At 61.2% G+C, this 17989-nt stretch carries 19 protein-coding genes and 1 tRNA gene; 4 read left to right on the top strand and 16 right to left on the bottom strand.

Annotated elements, in window-relative coordinates:
• Positions 1–114 precede the first annotated feature (114 nt).
• The 8 genes from ACO550_RS28175 to ACO550_RS28140 form a co-directional block, all read right to left on the bottom strand.
• Positions 115–1125, bottom strand: a complete 1011-nt coding sequence (locus ACO550_RS28175) for an inorganic phosphate transporter (protein ID WP_315595493.1) — start codon at positions 1123–1125, stop codon at positions 115–117.
• Between the two features lie 13 nt (positions 1126–1138).
• The gene (locus ACO550_RS28170) at positions 1139–1765 is read right to left on the bottom strand and encodes a DUF47 family protein (RefSeq protein ID WP_315595492.1); all 627 of its coding nucleotides are present in this window, start codon (positions 1763–1765) and stop codon (positions 1139–1141) included.
• A 151-nt stretch (positions 1766–1916) separates the two neighbouring features.
• The gene (locus ACO550_RS28165) at positions 1917–3308 is read right to left on the bottom strand and encodes a replicative DNA helicase (RefSeq protein ID WP_315595491.1); all 1392 of its coding nucleotides are present in this window, start codon (positions 3306–3308) and stop codon (positions 1917–1919) included.
• Positions 3309–3426: 118 nt separating this feature from the next.
• Positions 3427–3879 carry a 50S ribosomal protein L9 gene (gene rplI, locus ACO550_RS28160; RefSeq protein ID WP_315595490.1) on the bottom strand — a complete coding sequence of 151 codons (453 nt, stop codon included), beginning with the start codon at positions 3877–3879 and terminating at the stop codon, positions 3427–3429.
• 30 nt (positions 3880–3909) lie between these two features.
• Positions 3910–4188, bottom strand: coding sequence for a 30S ribosomal protein S18 (gene rpsR / locus ACO550_RS28155; RefSeq protein ID WP_315595489.1), 279 nt, complete (start codon positions 4186–4188; stop codon positions 3910–3912).
• 3 nt (positions 4189–4191) lie between these two features.
• Positions 4192–4491 (bottom strand): primosomal replication protein N, encoded by a 300-nt coding sequence (gene priB / locus ACO550_RS28150; RefSeq protein ID WP_315595488.1) that lies wholly within the window; start codon positions 4489–4491, stop codon positions 4192–4194.
• A 20-nt stretch (positions 4492–4511) separates the two neighbouring features.
• Positions 4512–4886, bottom strand: coding sequence for a 30S ribosomal protein S6 (gene rpsF / locus ACO550_RS28145; RefSeq protein WP_315595487.1), 375 nt, complete (start codon positions 4884–4886; stop codon positions 4512–4514).
• 110 nt (positions 4887–4996) lie between these two features.
• The gene (locus tag ACO550_RS28140; RefSeq protein WP_315595486.1) at positions 4997–6004 is read right to left on the bottom strand and encodes an asparaginase; all 1008 of its coding nucleotides are present in this window, start codon (positions 6002–6004) and stop codon (positions 4997–4999) included.
• Between the two features lie 233 nt (positions 6005–6237).
• Between ACO550_RS28140 and lexA the strand changes: the two genes are divergently transcribed.
• Together lexA and ACO550_RS28130 are read left to right on the top strand one after the other, a co-directional pair.
• The gene (gene lexA, locus ACO550_RS28135; RefSeq protein WP_315595485.1) at positions 6238–6894 is read left to right on the top strand and encodes a transcriptional repressor LexA; all 657 of its coding nucleotides are present in this window, start codon (positions 6238–6240) and stop codon (positions 6892–6894) included.
• 182 nt (positions 6895–7076) lie between these two features.
• Positions 7077–7250, top strand: coding sequence for a hypothetical protein (locus ACO550_RS28130; RefSeq protein WP_315595484.1), 174 nt, complete (start codon positions 7077–7079; stop codon positions 7248–7250).
• Between the two features lie 270 nt (positions 7251–7520).
• Here the strand turns inward: ACO550_RS28130 and ACO550_RS28125 are convergent, their stop codons facing one another.
• The 7 genes from ACO550_RS28125 to ACO550_RS28095 form a co-directional block, all read right to left on the bottom strand.
• Positions 7521–7781 (bottom strand): hypothetical protein, encoded by a 261-nt coding sequence (locus ACO550_RS28125; protein WP_315595483.1) that lies wholly within the window; start codon positions 7779–7781, stop codon positions 7521–7523.
• 181 nt (positions 7782–7962) lie between these two features.
• Positions 7963–8038: transfer RNA gene (locus ACO550_RS28120), tRNA-His, on the bottom strand.
• Between the two features lie 114 nt (positions 8039–8152).
• Positions 8153–8413, bottom strand: coding sequence for a hypothetical protein (locus tag ACO550_RS28115; RefSeq protein ID WP_315595482.1), 261 nt, complete (start codon positions 8411–8413; stop codon positions 8153–8155).
• An 881-nt stretch (positions 8414–9294) separates the two neighbouring features.
• The gene (gene dusA / locus ACO550_RS28110) at positions 9295–10299 is read right to left on the bottom strand and encodes a tRNA dihydrouridine(20/20a) synthase DusA (protein ID WP_315595481.1); all 1005 of its coding nucleotides are present in this window, start codon (positions 10297–10299) and stop codon (positions 9295–9297) included.
• Between the two features lie 418 nt (positions 10300–10717).
• Positions 10718–11278: an NAD(P)H-dependent oxidoreductase gene (locus ACO550_RS28105; RefSeq protein ID WP_315595480.1), complete on the bottom strand. Its 561-nt coding sequence runs from the start codon at positions 11276–11278 to the stop codon at positions 10718–10720.
• A 121-nt stretch (positions 11279–11399) separates the two neighbouring features.
• A complete protein-coding gene (locus ACO550_RS28100; protein WP_315595479.1) occupies positions 11400–12482 on the bottom strand; it encodes a 3-hydroxyisobutyryl-CoA hydrolase in 1083 nt (360 codons plus the stop codon).
• A 114-nt stretch (positions 12483–12596) separates the two neighbouring features.
• Positions 12597–14165, bottom strand: coding sequence for a methyl-accepting chemotaxis protein (locus tag ACO550_RS28095; RefSeq protein ID WP_315595478.1), 1569 nt, complete (start codon positions 14163–14165; stop codon positions 12597–12599).
• Positions 14166–14415: 250 nt separating this feature from the next.
• Here ACO550_RS28095 and ACO550_RS28090 point away from each other — a divergent pair, with 250 nt between their 5' ends.
• On the top strand, positions 14416–15342 hold the full coding sequence (locus ACO550_RS28090) for a sterol desaturase family protein (protein WP_485995036.1): 927 nt from the start codon (positions 14416–14418) through the stop codon (positions 15340–15342).
• 45 nt (positions 15343–15387) lie between these two features.
• On the opposite strand, the gene typA is transcribed toward ACO550_RS28090, so the two are convergent.
• On the bottom strand, positions 15388–17208 hold the full coding sequence (typA, locus tag ACO550_RS28085) for a translational GTPase TypA (RefSeq protein WP_315595476.1): 1821 nt from the start codon (positions 17206–17208) through the stop codon (positions 15388–15390).
• A gap of 193 nt (positions 17209–17401) precedes the next feature.
• Between typA and ACO550_RS28080 the strand changes: the two genes are divergently transcribed.
• Complete coding sequence (locus ACO550_RS28080) at positions 17402–17932, top strand: MarR family winged helix-turn-helix transcriptional regulator (RefSeq protein WP_485995035.1); 531 nt, start codon at positions 17402–17404, stop codon at positions 17930–17932.
• The last annotated feature ends 57 nt before the right edge of the window (positions 17933–17989 follow it).

The raw sequence follows: 17989 nt of genomic DNA, 5'->3' as shown, positions 1-17989 counted from the left end.
GCCCCTCTCCCGCACGCGGGAGAGGGGAGAACACCACGGGCAAGACCAGATCCGCGCGGCGAAAAAAAACCAGGCAAGATGCCTGGTTTTTTCGTCGCGCGTTTCGACCCGCTTTTAAAGAATCTGCTTGCCGATCCACCACGCAATCGCCGACATGAACGCCGATGCCGGAATGGTCAGCACCCAGGCCCAGACGATATTGCCGGCCACGCCCCAACGCACGGCCGACATCTTCTGTGCCGAGCCCACCCCGACGATGGCGCCGGTGATCGTGTGCGTGGTCGACACGGGCACGCCCAGTGCCGAGGCAATGAACAGCGTAATCGCGCCGCCGGTTTCCGCGCAGAAGCCACCCACGGGCTTCAGCTTGGTGATCTTCTGACCCATGGTCCGCACGATCCGCCAGCCGCCGAACAGCGTACCCATGCCGATAGCGACATAGCAGCTTACGATCACCCACATCGGCGGCTCCGCACCGCCCCCGGCCACGTGGCCGCTGGCGATCAGCAGCATCCAGATGATACCGATGGTCTTCTGCGCGTCGTTGCCGCCATGGCCAAGGCTATAGAGCGATGCCGACACCAGTTGCAGGCGGCGGAACCAGCGGTCCACGCGCGACGGCGGCGTACGGAAGAACGTCCAGCCCACGATCACCATCATGATCGAGCCCAGAATGAAGCCCAGCAGCGGCGAGATCAGGATAAAGGCGACCGTCTTCAGCAGACCATTGCCAACCAGCGCGCCGGTACCTGCCTTGGCCACCGCGGCGCCCACCAGGCCGCCGATCAGCGCATGCGACGACGACGATGGAATGCCGTAGAGCCACGTGATCACATTCCATGCAATGGCGCCGACCAGCGCGCCGAATATCACGTAGTGGTCGACGATATTGACGTCGATGGTCCCGGTACCCACCGTGGCCGCCACCTTCAGGTGGAAGATGAAGATCGCCACCACATTGCACATGGCGGCCATGGCCACCGCGTGGTGCGGCTTGAGCACGCCCGTGGAGACCACCGTGGCAATCGAGTTCGCCGCGTCGTGGAAGCCGTTCATGAAATCGAACAGCAACGCCAGCGCGACCAGCAGGCCGATCACCCACAAGCTCATTTGAACAGTATGCATGCCGGTGCGGACCTCAGGCGTTTTCCAGGACGATGCCTTCGATGATGTTGGCCACGTCCTCGCACTTGTCGGTGATCGACTCGAGCTGTTCGTAGATTGCCTTCAGCTTGATCAGGCGCTTGACGTCGGTTTCCTCGCGGAACAGCTTCGACATTGCCGAGCGCATCACGCGATCCGCTTCCGATTCGAGCTGGTCGATCTGCTGGGCGGTCTTCAGGATCGTGCTGGCATTGCCCATGTCCTCGAGCAGCGCCACGGCAATCTTGACCTGGTCGCAACACTGCACGCAGATCGTCGCCAGGCGGCGCGCTTCGTCGGTCAGATGGGTCACGTCGTACAGCGAGATCGTTTCGGCCACGTCTTCCATCAGGTCCAGGATGTCGTCCATGGTCGTGATGAGCTTGTGGATCTCGTCGCGGTCGAGCGGCGTGATGAAGGTCTTGTGCAGCAGGTCGATCGTGTCGTGCGTGATGCGATCTGCCTTCTTTTCGGTGGCCTGCACGCGACGTGCGTGGGCTTCGGCATTGGGCAGGTCATTGACCAGCGTTTCCAGCTCGTGCGCGGCGGCCACCGCGCAATCGGCGTGCTGGTTGAAGTATTCGAAGAACTTGCCCTCAGTGGGCATGAATCGACCGAACATGAAATGTCCTTGTGGCGCGCCTCACGGCAGCGCTCGGTTGTGTTGCAAATGAAAGTCTGGGCAATCGCACGACAGCCGCCTCATTGGGCGGCTGTCATCAAAGCGCAATATTTTACAGGGTTGCACCGTCCTGCGGTGTAACCCCTGGGCATCAGTTGTCGTTGTCGAAGAACGCCGGCCCACCACTGAAGTTATCGAACTTCGTGAATTGCCCCAGGAATGTGAGGCGAACGGTGCCGATCGGACCGTTACGCTGCTTGCCGATGATGATTTCGGAAGTCCCCTTGTCCTGCGAATCGGGGTTGTACACTTCGTCGCGATAAATAAACAGGATCACGTCGGCATCCTGCTCAATGGCGCCCGATTCACGCAGGTCGGACATCACGGGACGCTTGTTCGGGCGCTGCTCCAGGCTTCGGTTCAGCTGCGACAGTGCAATCACCGGACAATTGAGCTCCTTGGCCAGGCCCTTCAGCGAACGCGAGATTTCCGAAATTTCGGTCGCGCGATTCTCGCCGCCACCCGAACCCGACATCAGTTGCAGGTAGTCGATGATGATCAGGCCAAGCTGACCGCACTGGCGCGCCAGCCGGCGCGAGCGCGCGCGCAGTTCGATCGAGCTCAACGCAGGCGTCTCGTCGATGAACAATTGCGCATCGTTCATGCGCTGGATCGAATGGGTCAGGCGCGGCCAGTCTTCGTCGAGCAACCGGCCGGTACGCAAGCGGTGCTGATCGAGGCGCCCCACCGAACCCAGCATACGCATGGCCAGCTGCACACCGGCCATTTCCATCGAGAATACGGCGACGGGCAGGCCCTGCTCCACCGCGACGTGCTCACCGATATTCAGCGAGAAGGCCGTCTTACCCATCGACGGACGACCCGCCACGATGATCAGGTCACCCGGCTGCATGCCACTGGTCATGCGATCGAGGTCGATAAACCCGGTCGGAACCCCCGTGACATCGGTTGAAGCGTCACGATGGTAGAGCTCGTCGATACGCTCCACCACCTGCGTCAGCAACGGCTGGATTTCCTGGAAGCCCTTCTGGCCACGCGACCCTTCTTCCGCAATCGCAAACACCTTGGATTCGGCTTCGTCGAGCAGTTCGCGCACTTCGCGACCCTTCGGCGCAAAGGCCGCCGAGGCGATATCGTCGGCAGCAGTCACCAGCTTGCGCAACACCGAACGCTCGCGCACGATCTCCGCGTAACGGCGGATATTGGCCGCGCTCGGCGTGTTCTGGGCAAGTGAGTTCAGGTAGGCAAGCCCACCCACTTCCTCGGCCTTGCCAGATACCTGCAGCGTTTCATAGACCGTGATCACGTCCGCCGGCTTGGTGGCGGAGATCAGGCGCGCAATGCTCTGGAAGATAAGACGGTGGTCGAAGCGATAGAAATCGGCTTCCGACAGGAAATCGGCAATTCGGTCCCAAGCGGCGTTATCCAGCAGCAACCCGCCGAGCACCGATTGTTCGGCCTCGATCGAATGCGGAGGAACCTTGAGACTGTCTAGTTGGGGGTCTGCGGCGGGCGCGTTCATGGGGGGCAATTATAGCGGCGCCGGGCGGCGCGCAAACAAAAAAGGCAGGAGCGCGGCTCCTGCCTTTTTCTGCATCGGACATGCCAGCGTGCGCCGGCACATCACCCGCGGGTACGACTTAGACGTGGTCGCCCAGCACGGACACGGTTACGTCCACCACCACATCGGTGTGCAGCGCAACGGTGATCGGGTGGTCGCCAACGATCTTCAGCGGACCGTTTGCCAGACGCACTTGCGACTTTTCCAGCTTGTAGCCTTGGCCTTCCAGGGCTTGGGCGATGTCGGCGTTGGTCACCGAACCGAACAGACGGCCGTCCACACCCGACTTCTGGGTGATCTGGACGGTCAGGCCGTTCAGCTTCTCGCCTTCGGCTTGTGCAGCAGCCAGCTTCTCGGCAGCGGCCTTTTCCAGCTCGGCGCGCTTCACTTCGAATTCGGCGATTGCGGTTTGCGTAGCGCGACGAGCACGCTTCGACGGGATCAGGAAGTTACGTGCGTAACCGTCCTTCACACGAACGATCTCACCCAGGTTGCCCAGGTTGACGACTTTTTCCAGCAGAATGACTTGCATCGTGTATTTCTCCTTGCGGTCCCGGGACTATCAGTTCTTGTGCAGGTCGGTGTACGGCACCAGCGCCAGGAAGCGGGCGCGCTTGATAGCCGTGTCGAGCTGACGCTGATAGTGCGCCTTGGTACCGGTCAGACGAGCCGGCGTGATCTTGCCGTTGTCGCCGATGAAGTCCTTCAGCGTGTCCAGATCCTTGTAGTCGATCTGTTCGACGCCAGCCACGGTGAAGCGGCAGAAGCGCTTGCGCTTGAACAGAGGGTTCTGTTGCTGGAAGCGCTTCTTGTTCTTGTTGTCACGTTTGACGAATGCCATGATTCAATCCTTTTCGAATGCTTTACATCGAGTGATGTGAAAGACCAGTGTCTTGCTGTTGCGGTGCTTGCGCGCCAGGAATCCTTCGCAATCAAGCAACGTGCCGAGCGGCAACCGCTCGAGTCGCTGGCCGATGGCGCCAATGGCCATGGCCACGACCGCAAACTCCACCTGCCGGGGCGTTTCCGCCTCCAGGACCTCGCCGGCATGCTGCAGGATGCAGTTGACGACGGGTACTCCGGCCGGTGTGTAGCGCAGCGTGTCTCGTTCGGCGAGGGTGGCGGTCAGCCGAAGCTGGTTCACCGCGACACAGCAGTCCGCACTTAGGCGGCCTGGCCTTCCGTGGTCGTTTGCGCGGCCTTGCGGGCTTCTTCGCGCTGCACTTCCTTCATCATCGGCGAAGGAGCAGTCTCGGCCTTCTTGGTCTGGACGATCAGGTGGCGCAGGACGGCGTCGTTGAACTTGAACGCGTGTTCCAGTTCAGCCAGCGTTTCCTTGCCGCATTCGATGTTCAGGCAAACGTAGTGAGCCTTGGCCAGCTTCTGGATCATGTAGGCCATCTGACGGCGGCCCCAGTCTTCCACGCGATGGATCTGACCGTTCTGCGAGATCACGAGCTGCTTGTAGCGCTCGATCATCGCCGGCACTTGTTCGCTTTGGTCCGGATGGACGATAAATACGATTTCGTAATGACGCATTGACGCTCCTTTTGGATGAGCCACCCGGGCGTCAAGTCCGGTGCGGCAAGGTTGAATAGCCCGCGAGTATAGCCCGTAACCAGGCGACCCGCAAGCAGGCCGACCGTAGCCTACGATCGGGCGTAAAGATCCTGCAGGCGCCCGGAATCGGCGCCAAGACCCGGGTCGGACGCCAGGGCCAGCAACAGCAACACGCGCGCCTTGTACGGGTTCAGGTCGGCGGCCGAGGCGAACAAGCCGGCGGTGGGCGCCGGCTTGGCTGCCAATGCCACGTGACCGGCACCGGTGCGCGAGCTGCGTACCACCGCCACGCCACGCGCCGCGGCATCGGCCAGCGCGCCCGCCAGGGTTTCATGCACCGAGCCATTGCCTGCCGCTGCCACCACCAGGCCCTTCACGCCGGCCGACACCAGTGCATCGACAGCCACCCGCCCTGGTTGGGCATAGCTGGCCACGATCTCCACCATCGGCCAGCTTGCGGGCACCGGCAGGTACGATCTGTCCGCACCCGCCGCCAGCGGCGCCCGCGCAAACCGGATATAGGTGTCCTGCACGAATCCGAGCGGACCGGCAACCGGCGAGACAAAAGCATCGACCGCCGAAGTATGTGACTTGGTGACATCGCGCGCGGCGTGGATCTGCTGGTTCAACACCACCAGCACGCCCTTGCCGCGCGCCGCCGGATTGGCCGCTACGCGCACCGCATCGAGCAGGTTCAGCGGGCCATCGGCGGACAGCGAAGTCGAGGGGCGCATCGCGGCGGTAATTACCACTGGCACCGGCGTAGCCTGCGTCAGATGCAGGAACATCGCCGTTTCCTCAAGCGTGTCGGTCCCATGCGTGATCACGATACCGGCCACATCGGGCTGCGCCGACCAGTGCGCCACGCGCGCGGCCAACTGCTGCCAGAGACTGAACATCATGTCCTTGCTGTCGACCTGCGCAACCTGCTCCGCCTCGATGCGCGCAACATCGGCCAGGACGGGCACGGCCTGCACCAGTTGCGATACCGGCACGGTGGCGGCCTGGTAATGGGCACTGCTGGCAGGACTTCCGGACGATCCGGCAATGGTGCCGCCCGTGGCGAGCACAACGATTCGAGGCAAGGAAGCGGTCATGTCAGCGCTGATCAGTCGATGGATCCGGGCGCCGATTGTAACTGCCGCGCCGCGCCGCTCGCAGCCATGGCAAACCCGTGGACCGCAATCCGGTGCGCCATCCAGTGCACCAGCACGCCAGGCCCGCATGTTGAGCCCACAGCGCAAATTGTGCTTGCACTTCACTCGATACTGTATAAAATCACAGCATACTGTTTAAACATACAGTGCTTCGGCACTGAGACCGGCGAACCATGGCGACCCTGACACCCCGGCAGCAGCAGATCTTCGATCTGATCCGCAATGCGATCCGAAATACCGGCTTTCCGCCGACCCGCGCAGAGATCGCTGCCGAATTCGGCTTCTCCTCGCCCAATTCCGCCGAAGAACATCTGCGTGCGCTGGCTCGCAAGGGCGTGATCGAACTGACGCCAGGCGCATCGCGCGGCATCCGGCTGAAGGTTTCGCGCAGCGACTCGGAGCGCGAAGACCAATTCTCGCTGCCGATGGCTGGCGTGCTGCAATTGACGTTGCCGCTGGTCGGCCGCGTCGCAGCTGGTAGCCCGATCCTTGCCGCGGAACATATCGATCGCCAATACCACGTGGATGCCTCGGTCTTCGACGAGCGCCCCGACTACCTGTTGCGCGTACGCGGCCTGAGCATGCGTGACGCGGGCATTCTCGACGGCGACCTGCTGGCCGTGAAGAAGGCCAGCGAGGCCGCTAACGGCAAGATCGTCGTGGCCCGCCTCGGCGAGGATGTCACCGTGAAGCGCCTGAAGAAACGCGGCGACACGATTGAACTGATCGCCGAAAACCCCGATTTCCAGAACATCGTGCTGCAATCCGGTCGCGATGAGTTTTCGCTCGAAGGTATCGCTGTAGGCCTGATCCGATCATCAGGTTTTTAAACCGGGGGAAGAGACTCCACGCGGAGTCGCGAGAAGTCGCACAAAGTCTCTGACCTCTAGTCCCCGCGACCCGGCAGCACGGCCGTCTGCCCTGGTCACCCGCTTTGCTTTGCCCATGCCGCCCCGTCCTCCCTGGACGGCGGGCGCGGACTTCTGCTGAACGCAAATTACGAGGTGCTGCCATGCTGCCATCCAACTCCATCGCCCCCCGCCGCCCGGTCAAGCCGGTACCGTTCCGACAAATCAAGGGCGTTCGCGTCTACCAGGGTGCCCAGCGCCGCACGATGGTCGGCAACATGGCCGCAATCTGCCGCATGCTGGAACTCGACGAACCGACCTCGAAACTGCACGCCTGAACTCGAGCTCGACGCGTTTTCCCAACCCTCTATCAGCATTGCGGGCCGCGCTTAACGGCAGCAAGTCGCTAACCCTTGAGCGATTGTAAAAAGTGGAGTCGCATGCTCACAACGTGTAATTAAGAGCACGTTTAAATCTGTTGAAAGACTGATTAAACTCACTAGCGCGCAATGAAACACTGGCGCATTGGCGTCATGCGCAGACCCGGACCTTGACGGCCCCGCCGAGGTCCGGTTTTTTTTGCCCTGCGCCAAACGCAACTTGCGATGTCAGTCGGCCAGCGGAAATCCAAACCAGTCCGCAGCCAGGTCGGCTTCGAACGGCACCATCCACGCGACACCGTTAGCTGCCTGGTATTTCTGGAACTGACCACCAACCAGGCGCTCCACCGCAATCGACTTGCGCCCCTCGCCACCCCTCTCGACCTCGATCACAAACTCGAAGTCGTCGGGAACAAACCCATGCTTGCCGCAAGCGGTTGCCACCTCGTCCTGCTCCTGCCGTGAAAGATCATGGAACCGCAGCGTCATGACTCACCCCCACCGAAGCGCTCAATGGCAATGAGTACAGCATAGTCATTCGGCAAGGATCGCCGTCGGCGACTGAGGCGCGGACCCGTACCTTGAGAAGTCAGACGTTGGTGGAGGAGATAAACGGTGAGTGCGGAAAGCAAAAAAGCCGCTTGGATAAGCGGCTTTTCTGGGAATACTTTGGGGTGGCTGACGGGACTCGAACCCGCGACAACAGGAATCACAATCCTGGACTCTACCAACTGAGCTACAGCCACCGTAGTGATGTTTCGCCAACCGATGCGTCGATCAGCGAAGAACAAGACTATACAAGGATTCCTGATGGATGGCTAGTATCCCGCACAAAAAAATTCAAGGAAGCCTGACAGACTTCATCGGCTTCCAACCCACTTCGCTTCCAGCAGCACAGCATTCTTGATTGCATCAATCGTATCGGCCTCGCTTGGAAACAGGCCAAGCAAGCGTTTCGATTTGCCATTGAGTACATCGCGTTGCAGCGCCTTGCCTGCTTCGACCGACGTACCCGCGTGCCAGCAATAGCGCGCGGTCCATTTGCCGTCCTGCAATTGCTCCGCAACCCAGATCACCCGGTAGTCTTCGAAGACTTCACCGAATGGTTGTTCCGTTTCCATTTCAGTTCCTCAGGGCTTGCTTCCGATCGCTGGCGGCGGCACCAATCACTGCAGTGCCGCGCCAGGGCTTGGCCAACCCACCTGCTTTTATTCCCCACTGAAATCGCGCCGATTCACCATCCATGCGCGACTCACGTTCCACACGTCGTCGGTTGCGACGTTGGGCGAATCCTAGCATGCCCCCTACCCCTCCCCGCGTCGCAAGCAATCGGGTCCGGTTATCGAGACAGAAGAAGCGACACAGAATTCACCACCAGAACTGAGTATCGGCATATCCACCAAAAAGAGGAGTCTGTGCCCCTCCAAGGCAGGGTTTTTCTGCAGTTGGTGCTGTTGGATACTCTTTCCCAGAGGGACATTGACCCCCCTCGACATTCCCGACAGGCGATCACTCCCGACGAGCATCGCCTGCTTTTTTTGGTCACGGAACTTCTTCGTCACATATCACTCAGAACCTCGGTTCCGAGTGCAAAATCCGCGCAAAAAAAAGAGCCCGCCGTAGCGGACTCTTAAATATAGCGATCTCAATGCCCTGAAGGCAGAATCAATGTAGTCCGCAAAGTCGTGGTCCACCATCCGGGCAAACCCACGGTCGGCGTACCCACGACGAAACGCACAAAAAAAAGCCCGCACACGGCGGGCTGAATAATCAGTTGAAGAAAGCCCTGTATTCGAGGGCAGGCACAGTGTAAGAACATGGCATGCCACCGGCGAATTAGGGGAATCCCTTTGCTGGTGCGGGTCTCCGGCATGCCCAACTGTCGCAAACGCCCTTGGGGCATACATTTGCGCGGGACTGCATAGAACGATCGTTCGAAATTAGAGGCTTTCTTCAGCCCTCGTCGACCGCCGCAGCACCCCCGCACCCGCCCTGTCAGCGCTCAAGCAGCCTCAAGAAGATCCGGCCTCAGATGGGACCGGGCTTCCACAAACAGGGCATCGACCTCCGCACGCGTGCGCGCTGCATGCATCCTGCGGGCATCCGAAAGCACTCGGCGCCAGCCCCGGCCGCCATGGATACCCCGGTGCAGGCCCAGCATATGGCGGGTGACGGCCCCCATATAGCCACCCTTTTCCACGTGGCTGCCGATATAGCTTTGCATGATCAGTTCGACGTCTTCACGCGAAGGACTCGGCGCCGTGCCGTGATAAAACCGCGCATCCATCTCCGCCAGAAAATACGGCTCGTGATAGGCCTGACGCCCGATCATGACGCCGTCGACGTGCTGCAAATGCGCTTCGATTTCGCTGTACGAAACAATGCCGCCATTAATCAGGATTTCCAGATTGGGAAACTCCCGTTTTAATTGATACGCCACCTCGTAACGCAACGGCGGAATCTCGCGATTTTCCTTCGGACTCAGGCCCTTGAGAATCGCATTGCGCGCATGCACGACAAAGGTTTCGCATCCGGCGTCAGCGATGGTGCCGACAAAATCGCGCACGAAACCATAATGTTCGACCGTATCGATACCGATCCGATGCTTGACGGTGACCGGCACCGACACCACATCGCGCATCGCCTTTACGCAGTCCGCCACCAATTGCGGCTCAGCCATCAGACACGCGCCAAATGCACCGCGCTGCACGCGCTCGGAAGGGCAACCGCAGTTCAGGTTGATCTCCTTGTAGCCCCACTGCTCGCCAAGTTTTGCCGCCTGTGCCAGGTCGGCCGGTTCGCTACCACCAAGCTGCAGCGCCACCGGTTGTTCCACCGCATCGAAATCAAGGTGCCGAGCTACATCACCATGCAGCAGCGCACCGGTGGTCACCATCTCGGTGTAGAGCCACGTGTGTTGGCTTAGCGCACGATGGAACATGCGGCAGTGGCGGTCGGTCCAGTCCATCATCGGGGCAACCGAGATGCGGCGCGGATTTACATTCATTGGGTATGGCGATGTGCGTGCGCCCGCGGCTTTTACCAGTCCACGGGCAGAAGAGAGCCGGAAGTATACGCGAGTTAGCCCTCGCCAGCAGAATCAACCCGAGTCGCCCGCGCTCCACATCGCGTCTTCACAACGCACCCTAGTCCCGATAAGACGCGGAAATGAAAACGGCGCCCCGAAGGGCGCCGCTCACTTCGACCCGGACATTCATCTCAATGCATGAACAGCCAGATCAGGATCAGTACAAATGCCGGCACGCCAAGCAGCCACGCGAGGATATAGGGCATGGTATTCCTCCTTGTCTATGTGTGTGGTGGGTATGAATCCACTATAGAAAGGAGCGTACGGCGGCGGTGTCAGGTCAGTTCCGCGTTGCCTTGTAGGACGCTACTGACCTCCGTTTGAATTCAGCTTGGCATCAGCCTGCGGCGTTCTTGTCGATCCAGCCGGCGAACGTCGTCAGGTATTTGCTCAGGAAGCCGCGCGTCGATTCATTGGCGATGGCACCTTGTTCGTCGAACAGCTTGTCGACCCCACTGAGATAGGCCTCGGGCTGCTGCAGTACCGGGATATTCAGGAACACCAGCGACTGGCGCAAATGGTGGTTCGCGCCAAACCCGCCGATATTGCCCGGCGAGGCACTGATCACGCCGCCCGGCTTGCCATCCCAGGCGCTTTGGCCATAAGGCCGCGAACCAACGTCGATCGCGTTCTTGAGCACGCCCGGCACGGAGCGGTTGTATTCGGGGGTGACGAACAACACCGCATCGGCGCGACGAATGCGGTCGCGAAATGCCACCCACTCCGCAGGCGGATTGGCGTCGTCGTCCTGGTTGTAGTGAGACAGCTGGCGAATCTCGACGATATCGAGCTTGATCTGCGGCGGTGCGAGCGCGGCAAGGGCCTTGGCCAGTTTCAGGTTCAGGGAGTCCTTGCGCAGGCTTCCCACCAGTACGGCGACATCACGAGGATTGCTCATTACGGTTCCTTTCACTGTTCACACGGGTTCGAGAATGGCGATGGCCGCCCGACACTCGCTCCAGAATGCAGGGCCAGTCCAGCCGCCACTCTACTCGACTTGCACGGCGCCCGCTTGCACGCTACTGACCCAACCCGGCCAGCGGATGCTCCTCACGGCGCCACTTGCTGTCGAAGAATGCGCGCACGCGGCCGGGCGTGACTTCATCGAGCCGTGCCGGGTTCCACGTGGGTTGATGGTCCTTGTCGATGACCAGCGCGCGGATACCCTCGATGCCGTCGCCATGACGGAACACGTCATGCATCATGTCCAGCTCCATGCGCAGTTCGTCTTCGAGCGACATTGTGCGGGCACGCCGGATCTGCTCAAGCGTGACGCACAGCATCAACGGTGACCGGCTGCGCAACGTGGCCGCGGTCTGCGCAGCCCAGTCGCCTTCGCCATCGCTGACCGCAGCCAGAATCTCCTGCACGGTGGCACGCGCGAAGATGCCGTCGATCAGGTCCGCGTTGCGGGCCAACTGGCTGTCGTGCGGCACGCAGGCGCCGGCATGCTGCCGCGTAAAGGTATCGATGTGCGACAGCACCGCGGCACCGTTGTCGAAAGCCTGTGCCTGGAGCGACGCGACCATTTCGGCAACGGCGTTTGCTGGCAGGTAGGCGTCTGCGAGCTTCGCAAACAATGCGTCGGCAGCGTGGATGACCACGCCGGTCATGCCGAGATACTCGCCGATGTGGCCTGGCGTGCGCGCCAGGAACCAGCCGCCCCCGACATCGGGGAACAGGCCGATATTGGTCTCCGGCATGGCCATCTTCGTGCGATCGGTGACGATGCGCAGCTTCGCACCCTGCGAGATGCCCATGCCGCCGCCCATCACCACGCCATCCATCAATGCGATATACGGCTTGGTGTAGCGGTGAATCAGATGGTTGAGCGCATACTCCTCGACAAAAAACTGGTCGAGCAGCGGATCGTTGGCGTGGTACGCCTGGTGGAACCAGCGGATGTCCCCGCCGGCACAGAATGCCTTGCCGCCCGCACCGGCCACCACCACCGCATGTACGGCAGGATCCTGCTCCCAGCGCCGCAGCGTTTCGGTGATCGCGCGAATCATGTCGAGCGACAATGCATTCAATGCCTGCGGGCGGTTCAGTGTCAGCCAGCCCACGCCGCCCTGCACCGCCGTCGATACAAACTCCGTCATGTCTACGTCTCCGTTCTTGTAGCCGGCAATTTTACGCCAGCTACCTTGCCGGGATTCCGTGACCGCGTTTTTTCAGAATCGGCTTAAGCGTCTCATACGCGCCTCATACGCGCCTCATGCCAGACGGAATGCCGCCATCAAGCCCTTGAGCCGTTGCGCCTGGTCTTCCATCGATCCCGCCGCAGCCGCGGCCTGCTCTACCAGCGCCGCGTTCTGCTGCGTCATGCCGTCCATGTGTGACACCGCCACGTTCACCTGCTCGATGCCGCGCGACTGCTCGTCGGAGGCCGCGCTGATGCCGCCAATGATGTCGCTCACGCGGTGCACCGCGTTGACGATATCCTGCATCGCGCGCTCGGCGCCGTCCACCAGCGACGTCCCCTCGCGGACATTGGACACCGACGCGCTGATCAGTGTCCGGATCTCCTTCGATGCCGATGCGCAGCGCTGCGACAGGTCACGTACATCGCCCGCCACCACTGCAAAGCCGCGACCGTGCTCGCCCGCGCGCGCCGCCTCGACCGCGGCATTGAGCGCCAGGATATTGGTCTGGAACGCGATCTTCTCGATCACCGCGATGATGTCGACGATCTTGTTGGCACCGGTGTCGATCTGCTGCATCGTGGTCTGCACGCGTGCCACCGCCTGGCTGCCGTGCTCGGCCAGCTTGCGCGCATCCACGGCCAGCGTGCTGGCCTCGCGCGCGCTGTCCGCGTTGTGACGCACGGTGCTGGTCAGCTCTTCCATGCTCGATGCGGTTTCCTCGAGCGAGGCGGCCTGTTGCTCCGTGCGCTGCGACAGATTGGCGTTGCCGCTGGCAATCTGCTGGCTGGCCGCCGCAATCGAATCCGCGCCGCCGCGCACCTCGCCCACCATCTCCGCGAGGCGACCCTGCATGCGTCCAAGCATGCCCAGCATGCGAGTGGTCTCACTACGCGAATGCTCGTCCGCCGCAGCACCTGCATCGCGCGCCGATGCCGCGCCAAGGTCGCCGTCGGCCATGCGTGCAAAGCGTGCAATCGCAACATCGAGCGGCTTGACGATTGACGCGCGCAGGCGCCACGCCACCACGGTGCTGAACCCCAAACCGAGCAGCAGCACACCGATGGAAAGGGTCAGTAGCGTGTCGTAGCGATGCTGCGAGGTCTCGTACACCGATTTCGCACTGGCTACCTGCAGACGGGCCAGTTCGGTATTGACCGCCGTGAACGCGATATCGAGCTTGGGAATCGTCTCCATCACGGCCTTCATCATTGCCTCGCGATCCCCGGCATGCAGCGCGGCGATCATGGGCGCCACGCCCTGCCCGAACAACGCCTTGCGTTTCTCGGAAACATTGTCCGTGGCACTGGCCTGCTCGGGCGTACGCGGGATGGCCAGGTACGCTTGCCACGCGGCATCTGATAGCCGCGCAAAATCCTGCGCGGTGGCGGCGCGAGCCTTGGCATCGGCAGGGTCCGTGGCAAACGCGGCCTGGTCCAGCAGCACGCGCACCAGCAACTGGTTCGAGCGAGCTTCAGCCAGATAGCTCGCCGCCGACAATTGCTGCTGATAGATTTGTCGCGTTGCATCGTTGCTGCGCGACATGCCGATCCAGCCAACCGCTCCAACAATCAGCAGCAACAAGTTAGTGACAATCGTGAGGAGCCACAAACGGGCTCCGATCGTAGTGTTGTGAAACATGGGGGCAGTCTCTCCGTGACGTGAAAAACGGCCACTCCTCCATGGCCGTCGTTCCATTGACGGCAGCGCGCCAGCGCACTTGATTGCACGCCAGTGATACTCTGACTTGCATTTTCGTGATGGGATCGCTGGGCGAGCTGGGCGAGCCGGATGCGCCACCCGCAACACTTTTAACGTTTGCGAGCGTATGGAGGAAATCCTCGACACGTTGCAAGCGCCAATATTGGCGAGAAACATGCACACTGCGTCCATGACAAGCCACGGTCCTACCCCCAACAGCGAAAATTTCGATCCCGGCCTGATCCTGCTGGCCTTTGCACCGGTATTCCTGCTGACAATTGGCTGGGAGGCCTGGTACTGGTCGAAACGCGACCGCACCATCTACAGCTGGCGCGACACGTTGTCGAACGCCACGCTCGCCCTGATGCATCAGGCGTCGGATGCCTTCTTCCTCTGGCTGATGATCCGCACGGTCTACACCTGGTGCTATGCGCATGGCCTGCGCGCGGTGCCGGAAACGTGGTGGTCGTTTGCGCTATTGCTGCTGTTGCAGGATTTTCTCTACTACTGGTTTCATCGCGCCAGCCATCGCGTGCGCTGGCTGTGGGCATCGCACGTTGCGCATCATTCGTCGGAGGGTATGAATTTCTCCACCGCTTTCCGGCAGAGCCTGACATACCCGCTGTCCGGCATGTGGATATTCTGGATTCCGCTGGCGTTGATCGGCTTTACGCCGGACTGGGTAATCCTTGCCGTGGGGCTGAACCTGGCCTTCCAGTTCTTTGTGCACACGCGGCTTGGACAACGCTGGCCTTTGGTGGAAAAGCTCGTCAACACTCCGAGTGTCCATCGCGTGCATCACGCACGGAATTCGCAATATATTGATCGCAACTATGCGGGCGTGCTGACCGTGTGGGATCGCATGTTCGGCACGTTCGTGCCAGAACACGAGCCCCCGCTGTATGGCATCACGCGGCAGATCCGCACGCACAATCCCGTCACGTTGACCTTCCACGAATGGCATGACATGTTTGGCGATGCGTGGCGCGAGCGGGATTTGCGGTATTTGTGGAAGCCGCCGGAATGGCGGAGTGAGAAAGCTGCCTCAATAGGGATTGATGCGCCGGCCCTCTCCCCCGGCCCCTCTCGCGCGTGCGGGAGAGGGGAGCAACAATAAAAAAAACCGCGCCACAAGGGCGCGGTTTTTTGAGCGATTCGGTGCTTACACCGCGTCGCGCGAAGCACGCTTGCGCTCGTGCTCCTTCAGGTGACGCTTGCGCAGACGAATGCTCTTCGGCGTGATTTCCACCAGTTCGTCGTCGGCGATGAATTCCACCGCGTATTCAAGCGACATCTGGATCGGCGGCACCAGTCGCACCGCTTCGTCGGTACCCGACGCGCGCACGTTGGTCAGCTGCTTGCCCTTGATCGGGTTCACGACCAGGTCGTTGTCACGGCTGTGGATACCGATGATCATGCCTTCGTACAGCGCATCGCCCGGCTTCACGAACATGCGGCCGCGATCCTGCAGCTTCCACAGTGCGTAGGCCACGGCGTCGCCGTCGTCCTGCGAGATCAGCACGCCGTTATGGCGATCGCCAAGGCCGCCTTCACGCACCGGCGCGTAGTCGTCGAAGATATGGCTGATCAGGCCGGTACCACGCGTCAGCGTCAGGAATTCGCCCTGGAAACCGATCAGGCCACGTGCCGGAATGCGGTATTCCAGACGCGTACGACCCTTGCCGTCCGAGGCCATGTCGAGCAGTTCGCCCTTGCGGCGGCCCAGCTCTTCCATCACTGCACCCTGGTGGCCGTCTTCCACGTCCACGGTCAGCAGTTCGTACGGCTCGTTCTTGACGCCGTCGATTTCCTTGAACACCACGCGCGGGCGCGACACGGCCAGCTCGTAGCCTTCGCGGCGCATGTTTTCCAGCAGAATCGTCAGGTGCAGTTCGCCACGGCCCGAGACTTCGAAAATGGTGTCGTCGCCGGTTTCAGCAACGCGCAGCGCCACGTTCGACTTCAGTTCGCGGTCCAGGCGCTCGCGCAGCTGGCGGCTGGTCACGAACTTGCCTTCACGGCCGGCCAGCGGCGACGTGTTGACGCAGAAGTTCATCGTCAGCGTGGGCTCGTCCACCTTCAGCATCGGCAGCGCGTCCTGGGCATCCGGGGCGCACACGGTGCAGCCAATGCCCAGTTCCTCGATACCGTTGATCAGCACGATGTCGCCGGCTTCGGCTTCGGCCACGATTTCGCGCTCGAGGCCGCTGAACTTCAGCACCTGGTTGATACGGCCCTTGATCGGGTTGCCTTCCGGACCGAACTTGACCACCACGTCCTGCAGCGGCTTGGCGCGGCCACGCGAGATGCGGCCCACGCCGATCTTGCCGACGTAGCTCGAGTAGTCGAGCGAGATGATCTGCATCTGCAGCGGACCGTTCGGATCGTCGTTACGCACCGGTACCTTGTCCAGCACGGTTTCGAACAGCGGCTTCATGTCGCCGTCGCGCACGTCTTCGGTCAGGCCGGCGTAGCCATTCAGGCCCGAGGCGTAGATCACGGAGAAGTCCAGCTGCTCGTCATTGGCGCCGAGCTTGTCGAACAGGTCGAAAGTCTGGTTGATCACCCAGTCCGGACGGGCGCCCGGGCGGTCGATCTTGTTGATCACGACGATCGGCTTCAGGCCCAGGGCCAGCGCCTTGCGCGTCACGAAACGCGTTTGCGGCATCGGGCCTTCCACGGCGTCCACCAGCAGCAGCACGCCGTCGACCATCGACAGCACGCGCTCCACTTCACCGCCGAAGTCGGCGTGGCCCGGGGTATCGACGATGTTGATGTGCGTGCCGTTGTACTCGACGGCACAGTTCTTCGCGAGGATCGTGATCCCGCGTTCCTTTTCCAGGTCGTTCGAGTCCATCACGCGTTCAGCAATCTGCTGATTGTCACGGAAGGTGCCTGCCTGGCGCAGGAGTTGGTCGACCAGAGTGGTCTTGCCATGATCGACGTGAGCGATGATGGCGATATTACGGATGGCGCGGGTCATTCGGCGTCCCCTGAAGCGGAGCTATCGGAAAAATTAACCCGACATTCTAGCATGTTGCAGCGCAGAACACGCTGTCGCTGTTCAGCATAGAACAAGGATCGTCATTGCGTTTTCCGCAATAACAAATTTCCGTCCTTGCTCATCACTTATCACATGCTTATATTTGCCCAAGCAAAGATTGCAGTGACAAGAGATGACGTCCACGACACCCGGAATGCCTGAGGCATCCCCCATCGACCTGTTCGACCCCGCCGACTATGAAATTGGCAAGAGCGTGGGCTATCTGCTCGCGCGCGCCAAGAACACGTTGTCGCAAGGCGTGGAGCAGGAAGTCAGCAACCTGGACATGACGCATGCCCAGGCCAGTTGCCTGATGATGCTGGCCAAGGGCGAGGCCACCACGGTCACGGACCTGGCCCGCAACCTGAATACCGACGCCGGTTCGGTCACCCGCCTGCTGAGCCGCATGGAAAAGCGCGGACTGATTGCCCGCACCCGCCGAGACGACGACCGCCGCGTGGTGGACCTGTCGATCACGCCCGAAGGCGATGTGATGCTGGAAAAGCTGCCGGCGGCGTTCTGCAACGTCATGCGGCGCCATTTCGAAGGTTTCAGCCACGCAGAGGTCGAGGTGCTGCGCGGCATGCTGTTGCGAATTATCGCCAACAACGGCAGCGGCGCCGCCGCCGATGCCGGTTGCCCATTCGACCGCAACACGGGATAGCGCGCTGACCTTGAACAAGTATTCCAACTGTCAGCCAGGCCATTCCCGATTTCGCAA

The sequence above is a fragment of the Cupriavidus sp. genome, from assembly GCF_057315035.1.
The sequence above is the reverse complement of the archived record's forward strand: the minus strand, read 5'-3'. Positions and strand labels throughout refer to the sequence as shown.

Bases quoted from the DNA above. Each gene is read 5' to 3' on its own strand.
- ACO550_RS28175 (WP_315595493.1), bottom strand. From the start codon at position 1,125: ATGCATACTGTTCAAATGAGCTTGTGGGTGATCGGCCTGCTGGTCGCG.
- ACO550_RS28170 (WP_315595492.1), bottom strand. From the start codon at position 1,765: ATGTTCGGTCGATTCATGCCCACTGAGGGCAAGTTCTTCGAATACTTC.
- ACO550_RS28165 (WP_315595491.1), bottom strand. From the start codon at position 3,308: ATGAACGCGCCCGCCGCAGACCCCCAACTAGACAGTCTCAAGGTTCCT.
- rplI (WP_315595490.1), bottom strand. From the start codon at position 3,879: ATGCAAGTCATTCTGCTGGAAAAAGTCGTCAACCTGGGCAACCTGGGT.
- rpsR (WP_315595489.1), bottom strand. From the start codon at position 4,188: ATGGCATTCGTCAAACGTGACAACAAGAACAAGAAGCGCTTCCAGCAA.
- rpsF (WP_315595487.1), bottom strand. From the start codon at position 4,886: ATGCGTCATTACGAAATCGTATTTATCGTCCATCCGGACCAAAGCGAA.
- ACO550_RS28140 (WP_315595486.1), bottom strand. From the start codon at position 6,004: ATGACCGCTTCCTTGCCTCGAATCGTTGTGCTCGCCACGGGCGGCACC.
- lexA (WP_315595485.1), top strand. From the start codon at position 6,238: ATGGCGACCCTGACACCCCGGCAGCAGCAGATCTTCGATCTGATCCGC.
- ACO550_RS28130 (WP_315595484.1), top strand. From the start codon at position 7,077: ATGCTGCCATCCAACTCCATCGCCCCCCGCCGCCCGGTCAAGCCGGTA.
- ACO550_RS28125 (WP_315595483.1), bottom strand. From the start codon at position 7,781: ATGACGCTGCGGTTCCATGATCTTTCACGGCAGGAGCAGGACGAGGTG.
- ACO550_RS28115 (WP_315595482.1), bottom strand. From the start codon at position 8,413: ATGGAAACGGAACAACCATTCGGTGAAGTCTTCGAAGACTACCGGGTG.
- dusA (WP_315595481.1), bottom strand. From the start codon at position 10,299: ATGAATGTAAATCCGCGCCGCATCTCGGTTGCCCCGATGATGGACTGG.
- ACO550_RS28105 (WP_315595480.1), bottom strand. From the start codon at position 11,278: ATGAGCAATCCTCGTGATGTCGCCGTACTGGTGGGAAGCCTGCGCAAG.
- ACO550_RS28100 (WP_315595479.1), bottom strand. From the start codon at position 12,482: ATGACGGAGTTTGTATCGACGGCGGTGCAGGGCGGCGTGGGCTGGCTG.
- ACO550_RS28095 (WP_315595478.1), bottom strand. From the start codon at position 14,165: ATGTTTCACAACACTACGATCGGAGCCCGTTTGTGGCTCCTCACGATT.
- ACO550_RS28090 (WP_485995036.1), top strand. From the start codon at position 14,416: ATGACAAGCCACGGTCCTACCCCCAACAGCGAAAATTTCGATCCCGGC.
- typA (WP_315595476.1), bottom strand. From the start codon at position 17,208: ATGACCCGCGCCATCCGTAATATCGCCATCATCGCTCACGTCGATCAT.
- ACO550_RS28080 (WP_485995035.1), top strand. From the start codon at position 17,402: ATGACGTCCACGACACCCGGAATGCCTGAGGCATCCCCCATCGACCTG.